Raw genomic sequence first — 20,659 nt, 5'->3', positions numbered from 1 at the left:
TCACGCCCCCTGGAGTATTGTCTGCGCTAAGGCTTGATAAGCAACACTTCCATTTGATTTAACATCATATAACAAAACAGGTTTTCCAAAACTTGGAGATTCTGCGAGTTTTATGCTTCTAGGAACAATGATATACTTACTAGTGTCTTTGTCCTTAAATAGTTTCTCATCAAAATGTTGAGATAAATCAGAAAAAACTTGTTTAGAAAGATTATTTTGAGATGAGTACATCGTGGGTAAAAATCCTTTGATCTTCAAATTTGGATTGATTGAATCACGTAAAATCTTTATCGTACTGAGAAGTTGTGCCAAGCCTTCTAATGCAAAAAACTCACATTGAATTGGGATAATAACAGAATTAGCAACTGAAAGAGCGTTGATAGTCAAAGGTCCTAGTGCAGGTGGGGAATCAATAATAATAAAATCATAAGAGTCCACAACTTCTTGAACTTTCTTTTTGAGTATCAGTTCTCTACCGGCATTTTTTTTGTTATAAAATTCTTTTTCAATCCCGACCAATCCAATATTTGAGGGTGCTAAATGCATAAAAGGCATCTCTGTTTCTTTGATGATTTGAGAAAGCTTTTTTGTTCCCATCAATACGTGATAAATATCAAATTCAATATCATTTTTGCGAAAACCTAGACTCGTTGTGGCATTTGATTGCGGATCAAAATCTATTAACAACACATTTTTTTCAGCCAACGCCAAAGAGGCTGCTAAATTAACTGCTGTAGTAGTTTTGCCTACTCCGCCTTTTTGATTTGCAACTGCTATAATCTCACACATATTACCACCTCAATTTATCTAAAGCTATAAATTTTTTCGCCATCTATCTCTATCCCTCCATCTAGAAGCAATCTAGCCTGTTTTAGTTCTAATTTGCGATCTCTATAATGGAATGTGAAACCGAAATTTCTATAAAATTCTAACTCATATTTACTAAAAATATCCTTCCATTTAATGGTATTTTTGATTTTTTCAAAAAAAATATCTAAAAGTTCGGCTTTGTCAATATTTTTTTGTAAAGATGAAAAATTATCTGCATTAATATTTAAACCGATTCCACAAATCAAGTGATCTTTCCATACATTTACAATAATGCCAGCAACTTTGCTATCTCCAAAATAAATATCATTTGGCCACTTCAACCATACATCAAACCCAATACAAGCAAGAGCTTGTTTAAAAATAAATCCAAAAAAAATAGAGGCACTTTGAATAGGTAAATCCTGGGGCAAGGTAGATTTTTCAAAAGAAAAAGAAAATGTAAGGGCATTTTTGACTTGCTTCCAAGTATTGCCCCTACTTCCAATTCCTGCACTTTGTTTTTTTGCAATCACGCAAATAGGAGATGTAAGTGCCCCTAATTCCAATTGTTCTCTTAAATATATCTGGGTTGATGGTAATTCATCAAAATGTATGATTTTCATTTGTATTATACTTTTCCTTTAATGAATCAATGATTTTTTATTGTAATCGATCACCAATGCTGAATCTTTTACCTCTGATATAGGCAGTTGCAGATATTTTTTGTTTTCCTGGAAATTGTAGCATTGCTATTTTTATAGCACCTTTTTCACATCCCACCACAATTTCATCTCCATCAATTTCCAAGATCTCCCCAGGCTGAAAGTTTTTATCGTCATGTAGTACTTTTATTCCAAAAAGTTTCAAACCATTTTTTAAAAATACATTAGGCCAAGATACATAAGCCAATGATTTTAAAAATATCTTTTTGGCATTTTTAAAATCAATCAATCCATCCTCTTTTAGTATTTTCTTACAATATGAACTTTGAGAATGAACCTGCTTAATAGGCTCGATATCTCTTAAGTTTTTCAGCACTTTTAAAACTAGGTTTGCACCGATATGTGCTAAAACTTCACTCAAAGATTCAATATCCATATATTCTTTTACTTCAAAAGAATCTATTCCTAGAATATCCCCACTATCAAGGGATTCTTCCATATTGATAATACTTACACCATAATGACTTTCATCATTTAAGATCATTTCATGTATCGGCGATGCTCCCCGATATTTAGGCAAAATAGAAGCGTGAATATTGATACATCTACTCAATGACAAAATATTTTTGGGTAATATTTTTCCATATGCAACCACCAAAATCACATCTGGTGCTAGATTTGAAATAATATCCACGCATTCTTCATTTAAGACTTTGGGTTGAAAAATTGGAATTTTTTCTTTTCTTTGAATCAAAAATTCTTTGGTATCTGGAGATTTTAATTCTTGTTTTCTACCAAAAGGTTTATCTGGCTGAGCAAATAACCCTACAATCTCCAAATCAGAATCATCTATCAATCTCTCTAAAATGATTCTAGCAAAGTAAGGAGTCCCCATAAACAAAACTTTCATTCAATTCCTTATTATGCAAGTTAAATCATTGAACATTTAGATATTGCTGCCAAAATTTTCAATAAAATAAACTTTAATGTATCTGTATTGATATGAACAGAAGAGGAAATTGGTAACACAAACAGTGGGCTAATGACATCTTCAATGCTGTTATTGAAAAATTCTTCTCTGAATAAATAACCCCACTTTTGATCTAACGAAAAATCATTACAGATAGAAGATTTCATTTTAAAAAATTTGTAAAATTCTTCAATTTCGCTAGAGCTAGTCTCTAAAATATCTACTTTGCTCAAAACAATCCCAAATGGTCTTTTAGCAAGGTCGTCTGAAAAATTCCCTAATTCCATTTGAAGTTTTTCATATTGATCTAGGAGTTTTCTATGCCCTCCAACCTCGAGCACAAAAAGCAAAATCTTTGTTCTTTCTATGTGTCTTAAAAACTCTATTCCCAATCCCCTTCCTTCACTAGCACCATCTATGATACCTGGAATATCAGCCATAACAAAAGAGTTCATCTCATCAATTTCTACAACCCCAAGATTGGGTACCAGAGTTGTGAATTCATAATTCGCTATCTCTGGTTTTGCATTTGAAAGAGTAGAAATCAGTGTGGATTTTCCAACATTTGGAAAACCAACAAGACCGACATCAGCAATCATTTTTAGCTCAAGACGAATATGACACTCAACACCAGGTAACCCACTTTGTGCATAAGTGGGTCTTTGATTCACAGAATTTTTAAATCTCGCATTTCCAAGTCCGCCTTTTCCCCCTTTAAGAACTTTTACTTTATCTGTTTGTGTTGTGAAATCATAGAGTAACTCATTTGTTTCAAAATCAAATATTTGCGTACCTGGAGGAATCTTTATGATAATGTCTTCTCCCCTCTTGCCACTACATTTTTTCCCTCCACCAGGCTGGCCATTTTTTGCTCGATAATGTTTAGTGCCACGAAATCTTGAAAGTGTGTCAGTATTTCTATCAATCTCAAAATATACATCTCCACCATCTCCACCATCTCCACCATCTGGACCACCATTGAGAACAAATTTTTCTCTTCTAAAACTAACAGCACCCGCTCCACCATTTCCTGAAAAAATAAAAATATCCACATTATCAATAAACATCAGTGCTCACTTAATAGTCAAAACTAAAGAATTTTTAAATTTTTCATTACAAACGTCTTCTATTTGTCTTAACATTTCAAAACGCCTTTTATACATCAAACGTTTATTGCTTGAAACTTCCTCAATACTCTTTTGTTTATGTGCCAAACAATAATAATGATGGCCAGATACTGTTATTAACTCACCATATGACTCCAGCCATATTCTGTCGTAATCGGCATAAAAACCTTTTTTTAATCCTTTTGTTGATCGAATCTGTAATGATGGAGAAATACCTAATGTTTGATTGCATCCAAATGCTCTTGTTAGGATTTTTAAAACTTCTATCAAAAATGATGAAGGACGTAATCCAAATAATTTTTTTGTCAAAACTTTCATCTCTTCATTTGCTCCACTCTCTCTAGAGCCTTGCACAGAAGCTATTAAGAAGTTATTATCAGGAGTAATGGTGAATGTCGCCTGATAGATTCTGGTTTCACCCTTATCTCGCAAAACCAATGCCCAAAACCCCTCCTCTGATGTTTCTATATTTTTTTCTAAAAATAATTTGTATAAAATCTCATCTTCATTTTTAATACTCCAAACTTCTACTCTTTTTTTCCACAGACAAGTACCGGTCTTAGAATAAAGTCTTTGCATAAAAGATAAATCCGAGATCACGTGATTATATCTTTGTGTTGCGTTAAAATTTTTATTACAAAAACGTTTTATAACAACATAATCAGCAACAGGATATTTTTGAAAAAAATCAATAAAAAACAAATCAGCATTGACAAATTTTTCAAATTTTTTAACATAAGGATAAAAAATAATCTTTCTGAGATAATACCGAACATAACGACTGATAGTAACTTTTGATTTGCTATCCTTCAAACAACTCGGACCAAAAAACTTATATTGCATTAATATCCTTCTTACTAAGTTAAAAACAAAAAAGCTATCAAAAAAAAATGATTTGTTTTTTCTAGAAGAGCAGACCGAAGAAGAAAAAAATTTCCCTGAGGAAATATTTTTCTGTAACTTTATGAATTACGCAGAAATAACAGAAACTTTTTTGCGATATTTATCTTTCTGTTGAAACTTCACAATTCCATCTACTAAAGCAAAGATAGTATGATCTTTGCCCATACCTACATTCAAGCCAGGATGAACTTTTGTTCCTCTTTGTCTGATGATAATATTCCCAGCTCTAACAAATTGAGAACCAAACTTCTTTACACCTAATCTTCTACCTGCCGAATCACGGTTATTCTGAGTACTTCCCTGACCTTTTTTGTGTGCCATGCTTTGCTCCTTATCCTACAATCTTCAAAATTCTTACTCGAGTAAAATCTCGCCTGAAACCTCTTTTGGTTTTGCTATCTTTTCTTCTTCTCTTCTTAAAAGTAATGACCTTTTTTGCTCTACCTTCGTTAATAACTTCAATCTCAATTTTAGCCCCTTTTACAAAAGGAGTTCCAAGACTAAATTTATCTTCGTTAGAAATAGCTAAAACTTCATTAACTTCTAATTTTGACTTTGGCTCAAGGTTCATTTTATCAAGCAGGACAATATCCCCTTCTTTGACCTTGTATTGTTTGCCTCCATTCTTAAATACTGCATACATTGCTTTTCCTTGCGAAGTTATTCTTTTGAGACGCCCCAGAGTTCTAGGCTTTTTTGGTGCGAAACAAGTGTGCGATTATACATGATAGAATCTGATTTTTAGTTTAAACTTTTATTTTTGTGCAATACACTCTATTTCAACGAGTGCATTTTTTGGTAAAGTTTTTACAGCTACGGTCGTCCTAGCTGGTTTATGATCTCCAAAATACTGTCCATAAACCTCATTGAGTTCCTTAAAATTATCCATATCAGATAAAAATACTGTGGTCTTGATAATCTTTTTCAAAGAACTATTTTGAGATTCCAAAACCTGTTTGAGATTTTCTAATACCTGTCTTGTTTGCAAAACAATATCTCCATCCAAAAATGATCCATCAGGTCTAAGTGCAATCTGCCCTGATGTGTAAATAATATCTCCTGAAATGATTGCTTGCGAATATGGTCCTATAGCTTCTGGGGCATTGGGTGAAGAAACGATTTTCATTTTTAATCCTTGTAATTTTTTATTTTCTCCATTATAATATATTCAAACTTCAAAATACAGGAGATTCAGTTTATGAAAATTCGTATCGTTTTTATTATCTTAAGCACTATTTTTACTCATCTAATAGCCGATTCTATGATTGACGAAAATGACATCATTGCAAATATTCCTCTTAAAGATAATCAGGTTTTACTGTTTGATGGTCGTACTCAAAAAGCCGTGGGGATAATCGAAATGACTTCAAGTGGAAAAATAATTAGAATTCCTCTTCCCAAAAATTCTAAAAATAAAGATTCATCACAAAATCTCACTAATATGCCCTTAAAAGAAGATTTACTAGGAAAAAAACAAAATATAAAAAATCGTCCCAATGCCTTGCCACAGACAAGTTCACAAGAACCACTCATTAACAAAAATAAACAATGGAACAAAAAAAAGATTCCCTATTTGATAAAAGAAGAAACTATACCTAATGAAGAAAATTAAGAAATAGTATTTCATTATTTTTTAAAAAACCCGATGTTTCTCAAGTAGTTTTAATGCAAAGATGAATCATATCAATTAAAGATAAGTGGAATTATTTTTGCTTTAGTATTGAGATGATTTTTAAACTTATTTTGAGGTATTTGGAATGCGTATAACCTTTGGGACAAAATACAATCAGATGAATTATTATCAAAATGTACTCCAAAACAAACTCAACGAAATGAATACAAAAATAGCCTCAGGATTAAAGATCCAGTATGGCTATCAAGATAGTAGCGTAAATAATCAAAACCTCAAGCTAGAATTTGAAAAAAATACTCTTGATCAGGGTATAGATGTGGCAAAAGATGCCCAAAGTTCAACATTAAATACCGATAAAGCTCTCTCTGAATTATCTGAAGTAATGGTTCAGTTTAAAACCAAACTTATTCAGGCAGCCAATGATATTCATTCTCCAAATTCACGTGAAGCAATTGCAAAAGATTTAGAAAAACTTAAAGATCACATTATAAATATAGCTAACACCTCTATAGGCGGGGAATTTTTATTTGGTGGCAGTAAGGTGGATAGAGCTCCTTTTGATTCTCAAGGAAACTACTATGGCAATGATGAAAAACTAAATGCTCTTATCAGCTCTAACAACCTCGTCCCCTACAATATAACTGGACAGGAACTATTTTTTGGTAGAGATTCAGACAAGCAAAAAATCATCACTTCAAATATCAAAATGCTCAATCAAAACAAACTTCACCCTGACATAATGGATGCCCTCAACAAGGGAAATGCTCCAGAAGAAGCCTATATAAAACCTGAAGATACATTAAGAGATCTTATAGGAGATAATGATAATGACACAACCAATGATGCCAAAGAATATTTCTATTTACGTGGTGTGCGTCCAGATGGCTCGACATTTAAAGCAAAATTTAGTTTTGACAAAGCATACAAGGACAGAAGTAATGCCACCACCGTGAATGATTTGCTAGAGCAAATAGGAAAAGAATACGGCAACACTCCTCAAAATAAAGTTGTGGATGTCTCAATGAACGCTTGGGGACAAATTGAAATAAGAGATTTAAAACCAGGCAATAGCGTCATTGATTTTCATCTAATTTCTAGCGATCAAGATGTGGACAATATTGAAGAGCTTAAAAGCAATGGAGTACGCATTACTTCATTCAATAAAAGCCCTTTTTTAACAGATAGATCGTTATCTAGCATAAAAAGCGTGGATGATGACTATGATTTCAGATACATACATATTCCTACAGCTTTTATTGACAAAGATAATTCTGCAGCTACAAAAAATACAAAATTATCAGATATTTTAGGTTCTGATACAAACACACTTATTATTGGTGGGACTCGTCCAAATAATCAAGATGGGACTATCAATCAAGATCCAATAGAACCACTTGAAATCAATGTTGAGAACTCCACAATGCAAGATTTAATGGATAGTATTAAATCGCATTTTGGTGGAAATATGGACGTGGAACTAACAAATGGAAGAATCAGCATTGTTGATAAAAATGTCACAAATAAACAAAATGATAGCAAAAATCCACCATTTGATGGAGAACATGGACTAAGCATAACATTCAAAACATTCGATAAAAATGGTTTAGAAACAGATGGAATTCCTGCTGATTATCAAACAGAATATGATAAAACCTACTTCATAAATAAAGGTCCTAAAGTTACTGGTAATGTTTCGCAAGTTTTAGCAGATGGAAGCGGTTTTGCACGACCTGAAACAAAACTTTCTGAAGTTGCAGGAGGAAGCTTAAATGGACAGTCATATACCTTGAAACTAAAAGACAGCAACGGCATTCCAGTTCAAGCACAAATTTTATTTGACAACAAAGGATCTTATCTTAAACTTCCAAGTAAAACACCCAATAAATCCGAATATATAATACCTCTTTATAATCCACATGATGAACCTCCAGCTATTACTATTACAAAAGCAGATGATGTAACCTATCAGCAACTTATGGACGCAATGTCGATCGCACTCAACTATAGCAACGAACCTGCCGATAGCTTCATAAAAGCAGAAGGCAACCGCACAGAACCCTCACAAGATGGTAAAGACAGCTATGAAGCCATTCTCCAAAGATCCAAAGGTCCTTTATCTGTACATATGACTAGAGATGGAAAAATACAAATAGAAGATAATATTCGTTCTATCAGCAAGATGAAATTTATGTTTTATAACGACAATACGAGCGATTTTTCAGCACAAGCCACAAGAAACGATATTTCATCTATCCGTCTCAACGCAAACAATGCACTCACAATCGATCAACCTGATGTTAATTTTTTTGAGCAAATTGATGATATTATAGATTCTGTCAAAAGGGGAATCTATAGGCCTGACACAGCAGGAAAAAACTATACCCAAGATATGAGAAAGATAGGCATACAAAATGGAATAACTGCACTTGATCACCTTAGTGATCATATTGAAAAAATGGTATCTTTAAACGGTGTTCACGGAAAAACCTTTGAAAATATCATCAGAAGAAATGAGATATTAAAAGTTCAGGTAGATTCAATTAAAGGGGAAACGATAGGCACAGACCTTGCAGAAACTTATAATAAATTTTCGAACCTGACAACAAACTATAATGCTGTTCTAGCTTCTACTAACAAAATCAATCAAATGTCTTTGGTAAATTACTTATAATTAAACTTGCTTGAAAAGATAACCACCACCCACATTGAGTGATGGTTAATAAAAATAATAATATTTTATAAACTTAACAAAACAAAAAGGAGTCGATGTGCAATAAAAGTAGAGAAGGAGGGGAGGTTGCTCTACCGTGCACATCTAACCAAATCTTGAATATTTAAAGATTTGGCTAAAGGCATTGTATAATGAAAAAGTATACAATAGGATAATGATGGTATAAAAATATTAGGTATTATTTTCGTTTAAAATAATCTAAAACTATGTTATAATAGCGGGATTTAAAAATATTAAACTTTAAGCTCAAGGATAGTAGATGCGTATTTTAATAATAGAAGATGACTCCGAACTCAGCAAAGCCCTTACTGAGTTCCTCAATAAAAATGGCTATCAAACAGATATGGCCGAAAACCTAAAAGATGGAGAATATTTTATCAGTATCAGAAATTACGATCTAGTACTTAGCAATGCTAAACTTCGTGATGGTGAAGCTACAAATATTATCCCTCATATCAAATCAAAGTATCCTCGTGTTCCTGTTATTGTGCTAGCTCAAAAGCATAAGCCTGAAGAAGAGGTAGATGCCTTTAAAGCTGGTGCAGACGACTTTATAGCAAAACCATTTGATATGAGTGTATTACTTGCTAGAATCGAGGCTAGACTGAGATTTTGGGGTTCAAGCTTAATTGAGATAGAAGACTTGATTATCAATCCTGATGAAGAAAAAATAACCTACAAAGGAAAAGAAATTGAAGTCAAAGGCAAACCATTTGAAGTTCTTACACATTTAGCAAGACATAGGGATCAGATTGTATCAAAAGAACAACTTCTTGATGCTATTTGGGAAGAACCTGAACTGGTAACACCAAATGTTATTGAAGTTGCAATCAACCAAATCAGACAAAAAATGGATAAACCACTCAATATTTCGACTGTAGAAACAGTTCGTCGGAGAGGTTATAGATTCTGTTATCCAAAACAAGCCGAAGAATAAATCACATCGCTAAAAACTATCCACGAAACCTTATAGCTTGAAATCTCCCTCCTAACCCTGTTGGACTGATAAGGGGCTTTATCTTTCCAACTTCTCTCAAATATGTTTCATAGCTAACGTTTTCAGAGAATTGTTCAAGCAATTCCAAAACTCCCATTTCCAACATAGCTTTTGCCTGAGTACCGTAGAATACTCTTTCTGCATCAAAATTTGTAAAAATTCTATCTATCAAAGAAAAATTCACATCATAAGTGATATCAGAGTTTTGATAAAAATTTCCCAATTCATCTGTAATTTCTAAAAAGTTTTTAACCTGATGCTTTTGATAAATTCTCAAATTAACATCATTTCTAGCTTCCCATTGTCCATAATCAAAACTTAAAAATTCCCATTTTTTGCAATCCTGTAGAGTATGCATTAAAGATAAAGCAAAATTTTCTAATCCAATGGGTATCTCTCCTTTGAAAATACCATATTTTTTTGCCAAAGAATTTATTTCCGAAGACATATTTCTCCAAATTACCCTATGGTTATCTACATAAATCATTTTTGATTCATCAATAACTTCGCAAACAAAAGAATCAAAAAGCTCATTGGAAAATATAAAAACACTATCATCTTTGTCCAATTTTATATCTTCAATCTTTTCATAAGCTTGAAGCTCATATCCTGTTTGTTGTAAAAAAGTCTGCTTTTGAATTTTTTGCAACTCTAAAAGTGGCTCAATCGTAATAAATTCAGATTCCTGTATCACGCCAGTTGATAATGAATATAAAAACTGAGTCACATCTCCTATTAAATAGCCCTTATCCGCACCTATTTCAATAATCTTAAGTGGTAAATTTAACCTTTCTTTCTCTAAAAGTTTCACAATATGCCAAGCAATTACCCCACCAAAAATCTTAGTTGCTGATACAGAAGTATAAAAATCTCCAGCTTTACCAATGATGGCACCACGATAATAACCATTTTTACCATAAAGCCACTCATTCATATAAGAAGAAAAATTAATCATAACTTCTCACAATCCTTATATGAATGCCTAAAACCCTCAAAAAACTTTTTATTCTTAAAATCATCCTTAGTAATAAAATAAATTTTTTTAGTCCATGTTGTCTCTACCGTAATCATTATCAAATACCTCGTTATCCTTATAATTTCACAACATAATATTTCCGAGGATTGTACTATTTTTCCCTGAATGTTTAATAAAATATTAGGTTAATATTAGTTACAATGAAGCGTTTGCTCTAAGCATAAAAAGCATAAGGAAAAAAGGGAATAACCATAATGAAACTCCTAGTAAAAGCCTTTGGAGAACCTCAGACTAATTGCTATATTTACAGTAACTCAAGTGGTGAATTTATCATAGATCCTGGAATTGAAGCTACAGCTTGGGTGCTAGAGAATACAAAGAACCCCCTTGCTATACTCATAACACATGGGCATTATGATCATATTTGGAGTTTAGCGGATTTAAAATCTCATCTCCCAAATGTTCCAATTTATTGCCCAAAAGAAGATGTTTTTATGTTAAAAACAGACTGTTTTAGAACAGGTCTAAAACCTTGCAACCCTGACAATATAATTGAAGGATACAAATCTACCTCTTTAATCAAAGTCTCTGATTATCAAATAAAATACCACCATCTACCTGGCCACACTCCAGGGTGCTCAATCATAGAAATAGATAATATAATTTTTAGTGGAGATTTTGTATTTTATCGCTCCATTGGCAGATATGATTTTCCATATTCAAATCCTTCTGACATGAAAGAATCTCTGAAAAGATTTCAACAAATTCAATCAGATGTTGATAAAATCATTTATCCTGGTCACGGTCAGAGCACGTCTTTATTTCAAGAACAAAAAAACGTAGATCTATGGATCCAAAGAATTTAAAAGGATAAAAAATGAAACTAACTCAAAACCAAAAAGAACGTTATTTAAGGCATACAATGCTTGAAGATGTAGGCGAAGAAGGTCAAGAAAAACTTCTCCAATCAAGTGTTCTTATTATAGGAGCTGGTGGTCTTGGTTCTCCAAATGCTATGTATTTAGCAGCAGCAGGAGTGGGTAAAATCGGTATTTTAGATTTTGACATCGTAGAGATAAGCAATCTACAAAGACAAATCATTCATACCACAGAAGAAATATCACATCCAAAAACTAGATCTGCTAAAATAAGGATGAACGCAATCAATCCAGAAGTAGAAGTTCATACTTATTTTGAAAAATTCACTTCTTCAAACGCTATTAAAATAATTCAAGATTATGATTTTGTGATTGATGCTACAGATAATTTTGCCGCAAAATTTCTTATCAATGATGCTTGTGTTTTGGCAAACAAACCCTACTCTCACGCAGGTATCTTAAAATATAGAGGGCAGACAATGACTATCCTTCCACATAAAACCGCTTGTTTTGCTTGTGCGTTTGATGCCCCTCCACCAACAGAACTAAACCCTATTTTTAGAGCTGGTTTATTTGGAGTCATTCCAGGATTAATAGGCTGTATTCAAGCTGCAGAAACGATAAAATTTTTACTCAATATCGGTGATTTAATTACTAATAATCTTCTAATGGTAGATGCAAAAACAATGGATTTTCGCAAAATAAAAGTATCCAAAAATCCAGAATGTCGCATATGTGGAAACAATGCTATCAAAGAACTTAAAGACTATCCACAATGATGATTTTAAAAAAATCACTTGCTGAAGAAATCATTACCTATGCAAAATCCAATTTTCCGAATGAATGTTGTGGTTATTTATTTGGGTTGTATGATATGCCAACAGATCAAAATACAATCAAACAAATATTCAAAATGACCAATACACACAAAAATCGACAAAATTTTTTTATGTTTTCTCCTGAAGAACAACTAGAAGCTTTAATCAAATCAAAAAAAGAGAATCTTGATATTGTCGGAATATTTCATTCTCATCCCCATTCAATAGCATATCCATCAGATGAAGATATAAAATATATGTACACTAGTACGCAAAGCTATATCATAATATCTCTCCTAGATGAAGAACCTAAAATTAAATCGTTCAGATTTAAAGAAAAAAAGATTTATGAAGAAGGAATAAAAAATTAAAAAAAATCCCGATTATTTTAGTTATAATGGTTTCAAAATAAAATAGAAGATGGATAGACTATGGATCTCTCGACTTTATTAGGTATGATTCTTGCACTCTCTGCAATCTCTCTTGGAGATATTTTAGAAGGTGGGAATCCGCTACACATTGTCCATTTAAGCTCCGTTATTATTATTGTTCCAACGACTTTATTCTCGGCTATGACAGGTACGCACGCTCGTTTTGTGAAAGCTGGCTACAAGGAACTTAAAATTGTATTTCTTGGATCAAAAATCAATCTAAATACTACCATTAGGCAACTTGTAGAATTTGCCACTTTGGCTAGGAGAGATGGCGTACTCTCTTTAGAAGCAAAAGCTGCACAGATAGAAGATGATTTTACTAGAGAAGCCTTATCAATGATTATTGATGGTAAAGATGCGAAGTCTGTCAGAGAAGATATGGAAGTTCAGATAGAAGAGCTTGAAGAGTATTATCATGGTGCAGCACATTACTGGATTATTGCTGGAGAGTCAGCTCCTACCTTTGGACTTGTTGGAGCGGTTATGGGTTTAATGTTGGCACTCCAAAAACTTGATAACCCAGCAGAGATGGCCGCAGGTATAGCTGGTGCATTCACCGCCACAGTTACAGGGATTATGTGTAGTTATGCTATATTTGGTCCTTGGGGTAATAAACTCAAGGCAAAATCAAAAGACATTGTGAAAGAAAAAATTGTTGCCCTAGAAGGTATCATAGGAATTGCTAATGGCGATAATCCTAGAAGTTTGGAGGCAAAATTACTCAGTTTCTTGGGGCCTGATGAGCCCAAAATTTCACAATTTGAATAAAGAAAATTAAATGTCAAAAAAGAAAAAAGCACAAGAATGTCCCGCAGGAGAAAAATGGGCAGTTCCCTATGCTGACTTTTTGTCTTTGCTACTCGCACTTTTCATTGCCCTTTATGCTATTTCCGCTACAAATAAAGCAAAGCTTGAAGCTCTAAAAGTTGAGTTTATAAAAATTTTTGACTCCACTGCCAAACCCGAAACTCTTCAACCTGTCTTACCCATACCTCCAAATCCAGGCGAACAATCTGAACAAACAGAAGGAGAGAAAATCCAACAATCTGATCAAAACTCCTCTTCAATGTCGATAGAAAATGTTGCCCAGCTTGAAGATATGACCGAAGAAGGAGGTATTTTAGAGCAAATAGAGCAAGGTACAACTCTTAGACTTCCTGCAAATCTTTTATTTAAAGAAGGAAGCTCAGAAATTGCCAATAGCGATATGATGATGTACATTAAAAGAATTGCACAGATTATTAAAAAACTCCCTCCTCAAGTAATGATAGATGTTAGGGGTTATACCGACAATTCTCCATTGAGTAAAACTTCTGATTTTAAAGATCATTACGAACTTGCAGCAAGTAGGGCCGCAAGAGTAATGAGAGCATTAATACAAAATGGTATTTCACCTAACCAACTTTCCTTTTCATCTTATGGTGAATACAAGCCAATTGCTCCTAACAATAGCATTGAAAATAAACTTAAAAATAATCGCGTAGAAATCTATCTCTCCACAAATCCAAATAGTCTTGAGCAAGTAAAATCCATTCTGGATAAAAATAAACACAAATAATTGATCCAATCAATATGTATTTTCCATATTTTTTAAATAAAATAATTTTAGAAAATTTCTCCTCTGATTTTTGGTTACCCCCCCCCCATACAAATATGGAGATTAATTACCAAAAGTGGCATCCTATCAAATAAGGAGAACTCTCCTATTCTTTTGTAAATAAATCTCATTGACCTTAACAAGGTTTGATTCTAGAAATATCAATGCTCTTTTTAATTTCTTTTTAAATCCATTAATTCTAAGATTATCTCTCCGAATTTAAAAATAATTCTAGCTCTAATGATTTGTTCTATGAAAAACAATTATCCCAATAAATTCCATTTTTTTAAAAAATAAATTTGAATATTAAATCCTAAATTTTAATATTATCAATTAAGTTTTATATTAGAAAATATTTCATCTTATATCTAATATATTTTTATTTTTTAATTTAAATAAATATTTTATTTTAAATTATTATAGATTATAGTTACTCTTTATTCAGATTTTAAATATCCCTTAAGAGAGTATTGAATCTATCTTTTTGAGATATTTCATCTGCTTGAAACTTCAGATCATTTTGGATAGATAATGTTATTGAACCAGTAATGTTATTTTAAATTAATTGAGATTTTAAAACATTACTTTTCGCAGCATACTATCCCCCCCCCCCTCCTCCTCTCTATTCGCATTGACAATATAACTACAACTTAATCGGGTGACTAACAGAGGAGGTCTTATTTAATTTTAAAAATCAGATGTTTTGAGATTCTGTTAGGATTTATTTAAAGAACTTCTTATGGATACTCTTTTGAATTTCATTTGTTTTTAAGATTCTGAATTTTAAAGACCCTATGAGGTATCTTTTAGCTTTGATATTTTCTCTAAAAGAAGCAAAGATAAATTCATACACATGATAAAAAATTTTAAAAAATAATTCTAAAGCTTTAGAATCTTCTTATATTAGAACAGTTACTTGAAAACAAAAATTCTTCTTCAAAAAGACAACCTTGATAATCTACCTTATCTTATTGTTTTCTATCTAGAATGATTTGATTTTCTTCAATGTGCTAATTTATCTCTTGTGTTGGCTTATTGATTTCTTAATTTGTTTTTCTTTTTTACTGTTTTTGTATTTGGATACTTCTTTGCAAATCATAGCTCTTCTTTTGGAAGCTAACATCTTTTAGACTATCTCTCTTGATTGGGGCTTCAAAATTATAGATGCTAGTAAAAATAAATTTTACTTTATATTTCAATCCCAAGAAGATATTTTGCCCTGCTAGAAGAAAAGAAATATTCAATCGCTTTTGTATTGGCAATCCCAATATTTTCTTTGCTAATTTGAATGGCTTTTTAGGACTCTTTTGGGGTTCGCTAGATTGATGGTAGCATTTGAGTAAAAGCGATATCAATGCTCCCAATGATTGTTGGATTTGGTAATGGCAATGAAGGATCGATATAATGAGAAATTTGGAGTACCGACAATCATATATAGGGCTATGGGAGTAAGAAAGTTCAATCCTGGTGCGGAATCAGTCAGAAAAGCAAGAGATGCTGATAGAAAGCTGAGTCACGTTCTTAATGACCCTAAAGCAACTAAAAATCAAAAAGAAGATGTACTGAAGGAATATAAAAGGGTGATGAAGAAATTGCCTTTTAGTCGTATTTTTTAAGTTTAGCCTCTTATCTTTTCGATAAGAGGTAGGTTTATTTGGATTTTTTTGTGGGTCTTGAAATCATATAAACAACGCAAAAACAAATAGTCAAAAAATATAAAGGAATGACTGCTAATATTAAATTTGTCATTTCAACTCCACTCTTGAAAATTTATAAATTATATAAAAACAAATCCATAAAACGAAAGCTGCGGTTCCTATCAATATTAAATTCATCTCAACTCCTTTAATTGTCTAATTTTTCTCAAAATCATTTTAACACAAAAAAGAACTGTTATTCCAAAAGAAAATATCACTATTAGAACAACTCCGATTCTTCCTAAGCTTAGTTTTTCAAGATTTACAAAAAGATAACCACACTAAATAAGACATACCAATACTCTGCACCGTCAATTGTTTGGGCTATACAACCTATTATCTTATAAAAGCTAGTATTTTCGTGATGAAAAACATCTTCAGGAATACTTTCTCCAAAATCAAAGATAATATTTTGAGAGTCTGTTTTGATTCCATAGATATTAAATTTAATTTTTGTTACCTAATAATGCAAGAAATCAAAGTTAATGGTGGTTTTAAAGAGCTGCATGATAGGATATTTCTATCCAAGTGATAGCTCTATTGAATTCTCCATTTTTACTCAATAAGGAAGTATTAATTTTCAAAAGTCAATGAAGCTACACATAATTGTCTTTAATATCATCATGGGTATAAAGGCAATGTGAGATTTTTTTCATCATTACTAACAAGAATATAAACATAAACACTCAAATCGGCCTCATCACTGCAAGATCTTCCATAAATATTTTAGATAGAATTTTGGCAATGAGATTTCAAATTATATGATCTACACCTGATTGATTTGATGAGCATTGTTTAGATCTAGATCAAAAGGAATACCATTAACATCTTTGAGATTACCGATAGTGTATCCGAAATAAAACTATTAGCATCTTTCTCATTATTCCATTGATAAGAGGATATTTATCATTATGAACTAGCTTATTTGCTATGTCGTTTGCTAAATACAAGTTTGCAGCATAAAACGATGGTTAAAGATTTAATTTTTTATTTTTATGATAAGTATCATTTATCAGACAGTGGTTTGCTCCTCTGATAAAATATACTATCGCCACAGAAGCAAAAAAATCTTTTGCTATCTCTGCATCGATAATCTCATCACATTCCCCTAGAAACACTTCAATGCAAACCCCTTTTTTTACGATAAATTCTAATTTATCTGCATCCCAATTATATGAGAGCAAATCCTCCAAATCATTAAAATTTCCTTCTTTGAAATATCTTTTATTTTCCTCATTGATACCTATTTGTTTTAAAAAGTTCTGCATATAGGTTTCTTTATTTTTTTTAAATAAGGAGAGTTGCAAACGTTTATAAGCCTCAGTTTTATCTTGAAAAAATGCGGGTGAATATAAAATTAGCTTGTGCACTCTATGAGATTTATTAAGCCTATTCACAACTTCCTCGCAAGCTTTTTGGGCACCATAACTAAAGCCACTCACATCATAAGTGCTCTTATGGGAAAATCTAGAAAATAAATCCTCTTCTCCTTGAAAACAAAAACCACTAAAGTGCATCTTCTATTATCTCTTGAATATTTTCTTTGGTGAGTCTTTCTTTTTCCAAAAGAATTTTTGCAAGGGAAATAATATTTTGTTTGCAATTGTTTAAAAACTCCATTTGTTCAACATAAGCATTAGATATAATTCTTGAGATATCTAAATCAGTGGTGATGATGTTTTGTCCCATTCCATAAACTTCACACATTTCTTGAGCTATGCTTTTTATTTTTTTGATATCTTCTTTTGCATTCGTGTATTTTTCATTCATTATAATCTCAAGTGCAATGATACCGCTCAAATAGACTTTTATTTTATTGTTCATTTCGCTCTTACTTAAAATATCTTTGTCTCTATCGATGATAAAATCTGACACCAAAGTAACCTTATCAAAATCAATATCCAACCAATACGCACTTAGTGCTTTAGCACACTGATAAACAGAGAGAATATTTTTTTCTTCCTCAGTAAGGCTTAGAATTTTTTTCTTCCCTAGTGCGACTTTGTCTTTTACATCTAAGATATCTCTGAGTTCAATGATTTCGCTTCCTCTTTTAAATGCATTCAATGCACTCTCATTTACTACAGAAGCTATCATTGCACCACTAAAACCCACGCACATCCTTGATATTTCTAGGAGATTAAAATCATACTTTTTGTTTTTAAGATAGACTTTGAAAATTTGAATCCTTTCATTTAAATCTGGAAGCTCTACGTAAATCCTCCTATCAAATCTCCCGCTCCTAAGCAGTGCTTCATCAATCACTTCTATATTGTTTGTAGCTCCAATAACAATTACACTATTATTATCTTGGAAACCGTCCATTTCTGTGAGTAATTCATTTAAAGTGGCTTCCCTTTCATCATTACGTCCTTCGCCTCTTGCTTTTCCCACCGCATCTATCTCGTCTATGAAAACTATTGAAGGTGCATTTGCTTTGGCTTTTGAGAATAGCTCTCTGACACGCTTTGCTCCCATTCCTACATATATTTGAACAAAACTACTGCCACTTTGATAAAAAAACGGAACATTTGCTTCGCCTGCAACAGCCTTAGCTATCATTGTCTTTCCAACTCCAGGTGGGCCTACTAAAAGAACTCCTTTTGGTAGAGAAATTCCTAATTTTTGATACTTTTGAGGATTTTTAAGATAGTCAATGATTTCTATCAACTCTTCTTTGACTTCTTTTATGCCTGCAACATCTTCAAATCTAACCAAAGAATTCATAGAAAAAGAAGGATTACTAGATTCTGAATTTTTATTTTGGATAAACCTAGAAGTTTCATTCTGCATAAGAGGCGAGTTATTAGAAGATTGGATATTCAATCTTTTTTTCCAAAGCAAAATAAAAATAAATGTCAAAAGGATAAGAATAATAGCAAAATAAAAAAAGTTACTAAACCGTATATCACTTTTAACTTTTATAGGAATATCCCGAAGAAGGGAGGTGTCAATGCCAATTCTGGCAACTTTATAGGATTTATCGTTGATGAAAAAATAGATATATTTTTCATCTATTGACATTTCTGCTGGAGGTGTTGTTTTTAAAAGAGTTTGAAAAGAGCTTTCGCTTATGAGCTCTGAATTATCTTTTGAAAAGAGAAATGCAAGCAGAAGCATCACTATAATTATTCCAATAATGCCAATTTTTAGATTATTTTTATTCTTCAATTTTAACCTCGTTGATATTATCTAGTACCTTATAGTCTGAGAGAATTAACCATTTGGAAGAAATGGGTGATTTTGAATATATTTTGATTTTATTAAAATATTCATCAAGTCCATTATAAAAACCATTCTGAAAATTTTCTATTAGAACATTAAGCGATTTTTTTTCAGATTTTAGTTTTTGTCTGAAGAGTAAATTTTTTTCTTTGATGAGGGCATTGAGTTGATGGAGTCTGTATTTTGAGAGATTTCCATTTACGCTATCGTCCATAAGAGCTGAAGGGGTATTTTCACGCACACTATAAATAAATGGATGAATATGGGTGAGTGGAAGAGATTTTGCATTCTCAAAAGCTTCTTGCCATATCTCATCACTCTCACCAGGATGACCTATGATAAAATCTGTTCCTAGTGCAAAGCCTTTTTTTGATATTTTTTCTAAAAGCAAAAAATCACTTTCAAAACGATTGTATCGGTTCATCCTTTCAAGCATAGTATTTTGAGTGTATTGGAGTGCTATATGAAGGTGCTTTTCCATAAAATCAGCATCTAAAAGTTCTAAAAATTCATCATCAATCTGACTAGGCTCCAAGCTACCAACACGGATACGTTTGATAGCTTTATTATTTGAAATTAACTTTATAAGCTTAGCAATAGAACTTCCTTTATCTATTCCATAACTTCCCACATTTGTACCAGTTAATACTACTTCTGATATACCCCTATCTGAAAGAATATCTATCTGATTGAGTATTTTTGAACTATCCATACTCCTTGCCTTGCCTCTAACAAAAGGTATGATGCAATAACTACACGCAAAATTACATCCTTCTTGAATCTTAATAAATGCCCTGTGTTTTCCTACAAATTCACTTACCATTGTAGAATCAAGATGATCTGTATCTGGTTTATCGGTATAAAAAAACCTATCTTGATGATGTAAAAAATCATCAATCTTTTCTTTGTAGCTATGATCAAAAACTCCAAAAGTGAGATTTTTTTCAAAAAGCTTTTGTCCTTGTGTTTTTACTCCACAACCTGTGAAATAAACCCTTTTACCACTATTATGGAGCTTTTTTACATAACTTCTGACACCACTATCAGCACCATTTGTTACAGTGCAAGAATTCACCACTACAATATCTGCATTCTGTTCATTATCCACACATTCAAAGTCCTTTAGATTTTCACGCATCACCTCAGTGTCAAAGACATTGGTGCGACAGCCAAAGGTTTTAAAAAATACTTTTTGTGCCAT

The 20,659-nt window shown here is 32.3% G+C and carries 21 protein-coding genes; 9 read left to right on the top strand and 12 right to left on the bottom strand.

Going from position 1 to position 20,659, the window contains the following annotated elements; translation table 11 throughout:
• The 8 genes from BKH42_RS05925 to BKH42_RS05890 all read right to left on the bottom strand — a co-directional run bounded on the left by BKH42_RS05925 (position 1) and on the right by BKH42_RS05890 (position 5,598).
• Positions 1-789 (bottom strand): AAA family ATPase, encoded by a 789-nt coding sequence (locus BKH42_RS05925; RefSeq protein WP_095295706.1) that lies wholly within the window; start codon positions 787-789, stop codon positions 1-3.
• 14 nt (positions 790-803) lie between these two features.
• Positions 804-1,433 (bottom strand): biotin--[acetyl-CoA-carboxylase] ligase, encoded by a 630-nt coding sequence (locus BKH42_RS05920; RefSeq protein WP_095295705.1) that lies wholly within the window; start codon positions 1,431-1,433, stop codon positions 804-806.
• Positions 1,434-1,470: 37 nt separating this feature from the next.
• Positions 1,471-2,382, bottom strand: coding sequence for a methionyl-tRNA formyltransferase (gene fmt / locus BKH42_RS05915; RefSeq protein ID WP_095295704.1), 912 nt, complete (start codon positions 2,380-2,382; stop codon positions 1,471-1,473).
• Between the two features lie 20 nt (positions 2,383-2,402).
• Complete coding sequence (obgE, locus tag BKH42_RS05910) at positions 2,403-3,509, bottom strand: GTPase ObgE (RefSeq protein WP_095295703.1); 1,107 nt, start codon at positions 3,507-3,509, stop codon at positions 2,403-2,405.
• Positions 3,510-3,515: 6 nt separating this feature from the next.
• On the bottom strand, positions 3,516-4,412 hold the full coding sequence (locus BKH42_RS05905; protein ID WP_095295702.1) for a DUF535 family protein: 897 nt from the start codon (positions 4,410-4,412) through the stop codon (positions 3,516-3,518).
• A 126-nt stretch (positions 4,413-4,538) separates the two neighbouring features.
• Positions 4,539-4,793: a 50S ribosomal protein L27 gene (rpmA, locus tag BKH42_RS05900; RefSeq protein ID WP_095295701.1), complete on the bottom strand. Its 255-nt coding sequence runs from the start codon at positions 4,791-4,793 to the stop codon at positions 4,539-4,541.
• Positions 4,794-4,803: 10 nt separating this feature from the next.
• Entirely contained in the window at positions 4,804-5,115 is a 312-nt protein-coding gene (gene rplU / locus BKH42_RS05895; protein ID WP_095295700.1) for a 50S ribosomal protein L21, read from the bottom strand.
• Positions 5,116-5,226: 111 nt separating this feature from the next.
• Positions 5,227-5,598 carry a RidA family protein gene (locus BKH42_RS05890; RefSeq protein WP_095295699.1) on the bottom strand — a complete coding sequence of 124 codons (372 nt, stop codon included), beginning with the start codon at positions 5,596-5,598 and terminating at the stop codon, positions 5,227-5,229.
• Between the two features lie 72 nt (positions 5,599-5,670).
• On the opposite strand from BKH42_RS05890, the gene BKH42_RS05885 reads away from it, so the two are divergent.
• The 3 genes from BKH42_RS05885 to hsrA all read left to right on the top strand — a co-directional run bounded on the left by BKH42_RS05885 (position 5,671) and on the right by hsrA (position 9,773).
• Entirely contained in the window at positions 5,671-6,084 is a 414-nt protein-coding gene (locus tag BKH42_RS05885) for a hypothetical protein (RefSeq protein ID WP_095295698.1), read from the top strand.
• Between the two features lie 145 nt (positions 6,085-6,229).
• Entirely contained in the window at positions 6,230-8,776 is a 2,547-nt protein-coding gene (gene flgL / locus BKH42_RS05880) for a flagellar hook-associated protein FlgL (RefSeq protein WP_095295697.1), read from the top strand.
• 319 nt (positions 8,777-9,095) lie between these two features.
• On the top strand, positions 9,096-9,773 hold the full coding sequence (gene hsrA / locus BKH42_RS05875; protein WP_095295696.1) for a homeostatic response regulator transcription factor HsrA: 678 nt from the start codon (positions 9,096-9,098) through the stop codon (positions 9,771-9,773).
• A 16-nt stretch (positions 9,774-9,789) separates the two neighbouring features.
• Here the strand turns inward: hsrA and BKH42_RS05870 are convergent, their stop codons facing one another.
• Positions 9,790-10,788 (bottom strand): SAM-dependent methyltransferase, encoded by a 999-nt coding sequence (locus BKH42_RS05870; RefSeq protein WP_095295695.1) that lies wholly within the window; start codon positions 10,786-10,788, stop codon positions 9,790-9,792.
• Between the two features lie 275 nt (positions 10,789-11,063).
• On the opposite strand from BKH42_RS05870, the gene BKH42_RS05865 reads away from it, so the two are divergent.
• From BKH42_RS05865 to BKH42_RS05835, 6 genes are all read left to right on the top strand, one after another.
• The gene (locus tag BKH42_RS05865; protein WP_095295694.1) at positions 11,064-11,675 is read left to right on the top strand and encodes an MBL fold metallo-hydrolase; all 612 of its coding nucleotides are present in this window, start codon (positions 11,064-11,066) and stop codon (positions 11,673-11,675) included.
• Between the two features lie 11 nt (positions 11,676-11,686).
• The gene (locus BKH42_RS05860) at positions 11,687-12,466 is read left to right on the top strand and encodes a HesA/MoeB/ThiF family protein (protein WP_095295693.1); all 780 of its coding nucleotides are present in this window, start codon (positions 11,687-11,689) and stop codon (positions 12,464-12,466) included.
• On the top strand, positions 12,463-12,876 hold the full coding sequence (locus BKH42_RS05855) for a M67 family metallopeptidase (protein WP_095295692.1): 414 nt from the start codon (positions 12,463-12,465) through the stop codon (positions 12,874-12,876). The genes BKH42_RS05860 and BKH42_RS05855 overlap by 4 nt, the downstream gene beginning before the upstream one ends.
• A gap of 60 nt (positions 12,877-12,936) precedes the next feature.
• Positions 12,937-13,707, top strand: coding sequence for a flagellar motor stator protein MotA (motA, locus tag BKH42_RS05850; protein ID WP_095295691.1), 771 nt, complete (start codon positions 12,937-12,939; stop codon positions 13,705-13,707).
• Between the two features lie 10 nt (positions 13,708-13,717).
• Entirely contained in the window at positions 13,718-14,497 is a 780-nt protein-coding gene (motB, locus tag BKH42_RS05845; protein WP_095295690.1) for a flagellar motor protein MotB, read from the top strand.
• A gap of 1,421 nt (positions 14,498-15,918) precedes the next feature.
• Positions 15,919-16,152 carry a hypothetical protein gene (locus BKH42_RS05835; protein WP_095295688.1) on the top strand — a complete coding sequence of 78 codons (234 nt, stop codon included), beginning with the start codon at positions 15,919-15,921 and terminating at the stop codon, positions 16,150-16,152.
• Between the two features lie 1,052 nt (positions 16,153-17,204).
• On the opposite strand, the gene bioV is transcribed toward BKH42_RS05835, so the two are convergent.
• Genes bioV through mtaB form a run of 3 tightly spaced genes read right to left on the bottom strand, consistent with a single transcriptional unit; the run spans position 17,205 to position 20,659 of the window.
• Positions 17,205-17,750, bottom strand: coding sequence for a pimelyl-ACP methyl ester esterase BioV (bioV, locus tag BKH42_RS05830; RefSeq protein ID WP_095295687.1), 546 nt, complete (start codon positions 17,748-17,750; stop codon positions 17,205-17,207).
• Positions 17,740-19,404 (bottom strand): ATP-dependent metallopeptidase FtsH/Yme1/Tma family protein, encoded by a 1,665-nt coding sequence (locus BKH42_RS05825; protein WP_343286868.1) that lies wholly within the window; start codon positions 19,402-19,404, stop codon positions 17,740-17,742. Before BKH42_RS05825 ends, bioV begins: the two co-directional genes overlap by 11 nt.
• Entirely contained in the window at positions 19,394-20,659 is a 1,266-nt protein-coding gene (gene mtaB, locus BKH42_RS05820) for a tRNA (N(6)-L-threonylcarbamoyladenosine(37)-C(2))-methylthiotransferase MtaB (protein ID WP_095295686.1), read from the bottom strand. The genes BKH42_RS05825 and mtaB overlap by 11 nt, the downstream gene beginning before the upstream one ends.

The organism is Helicobacter sp. 13S00482-2, from assembly GCF_002272795.1.
In the GTDB taxonomy this organism is placed as follows: Bacteria; Campylobacterota; Campylobacteria; order Campylobacterales; family Helicobacteraceae; genus Helicobacter_J.
This window is presented reverse-complemented; position numbering and strand designations above follow the sequence as displayed.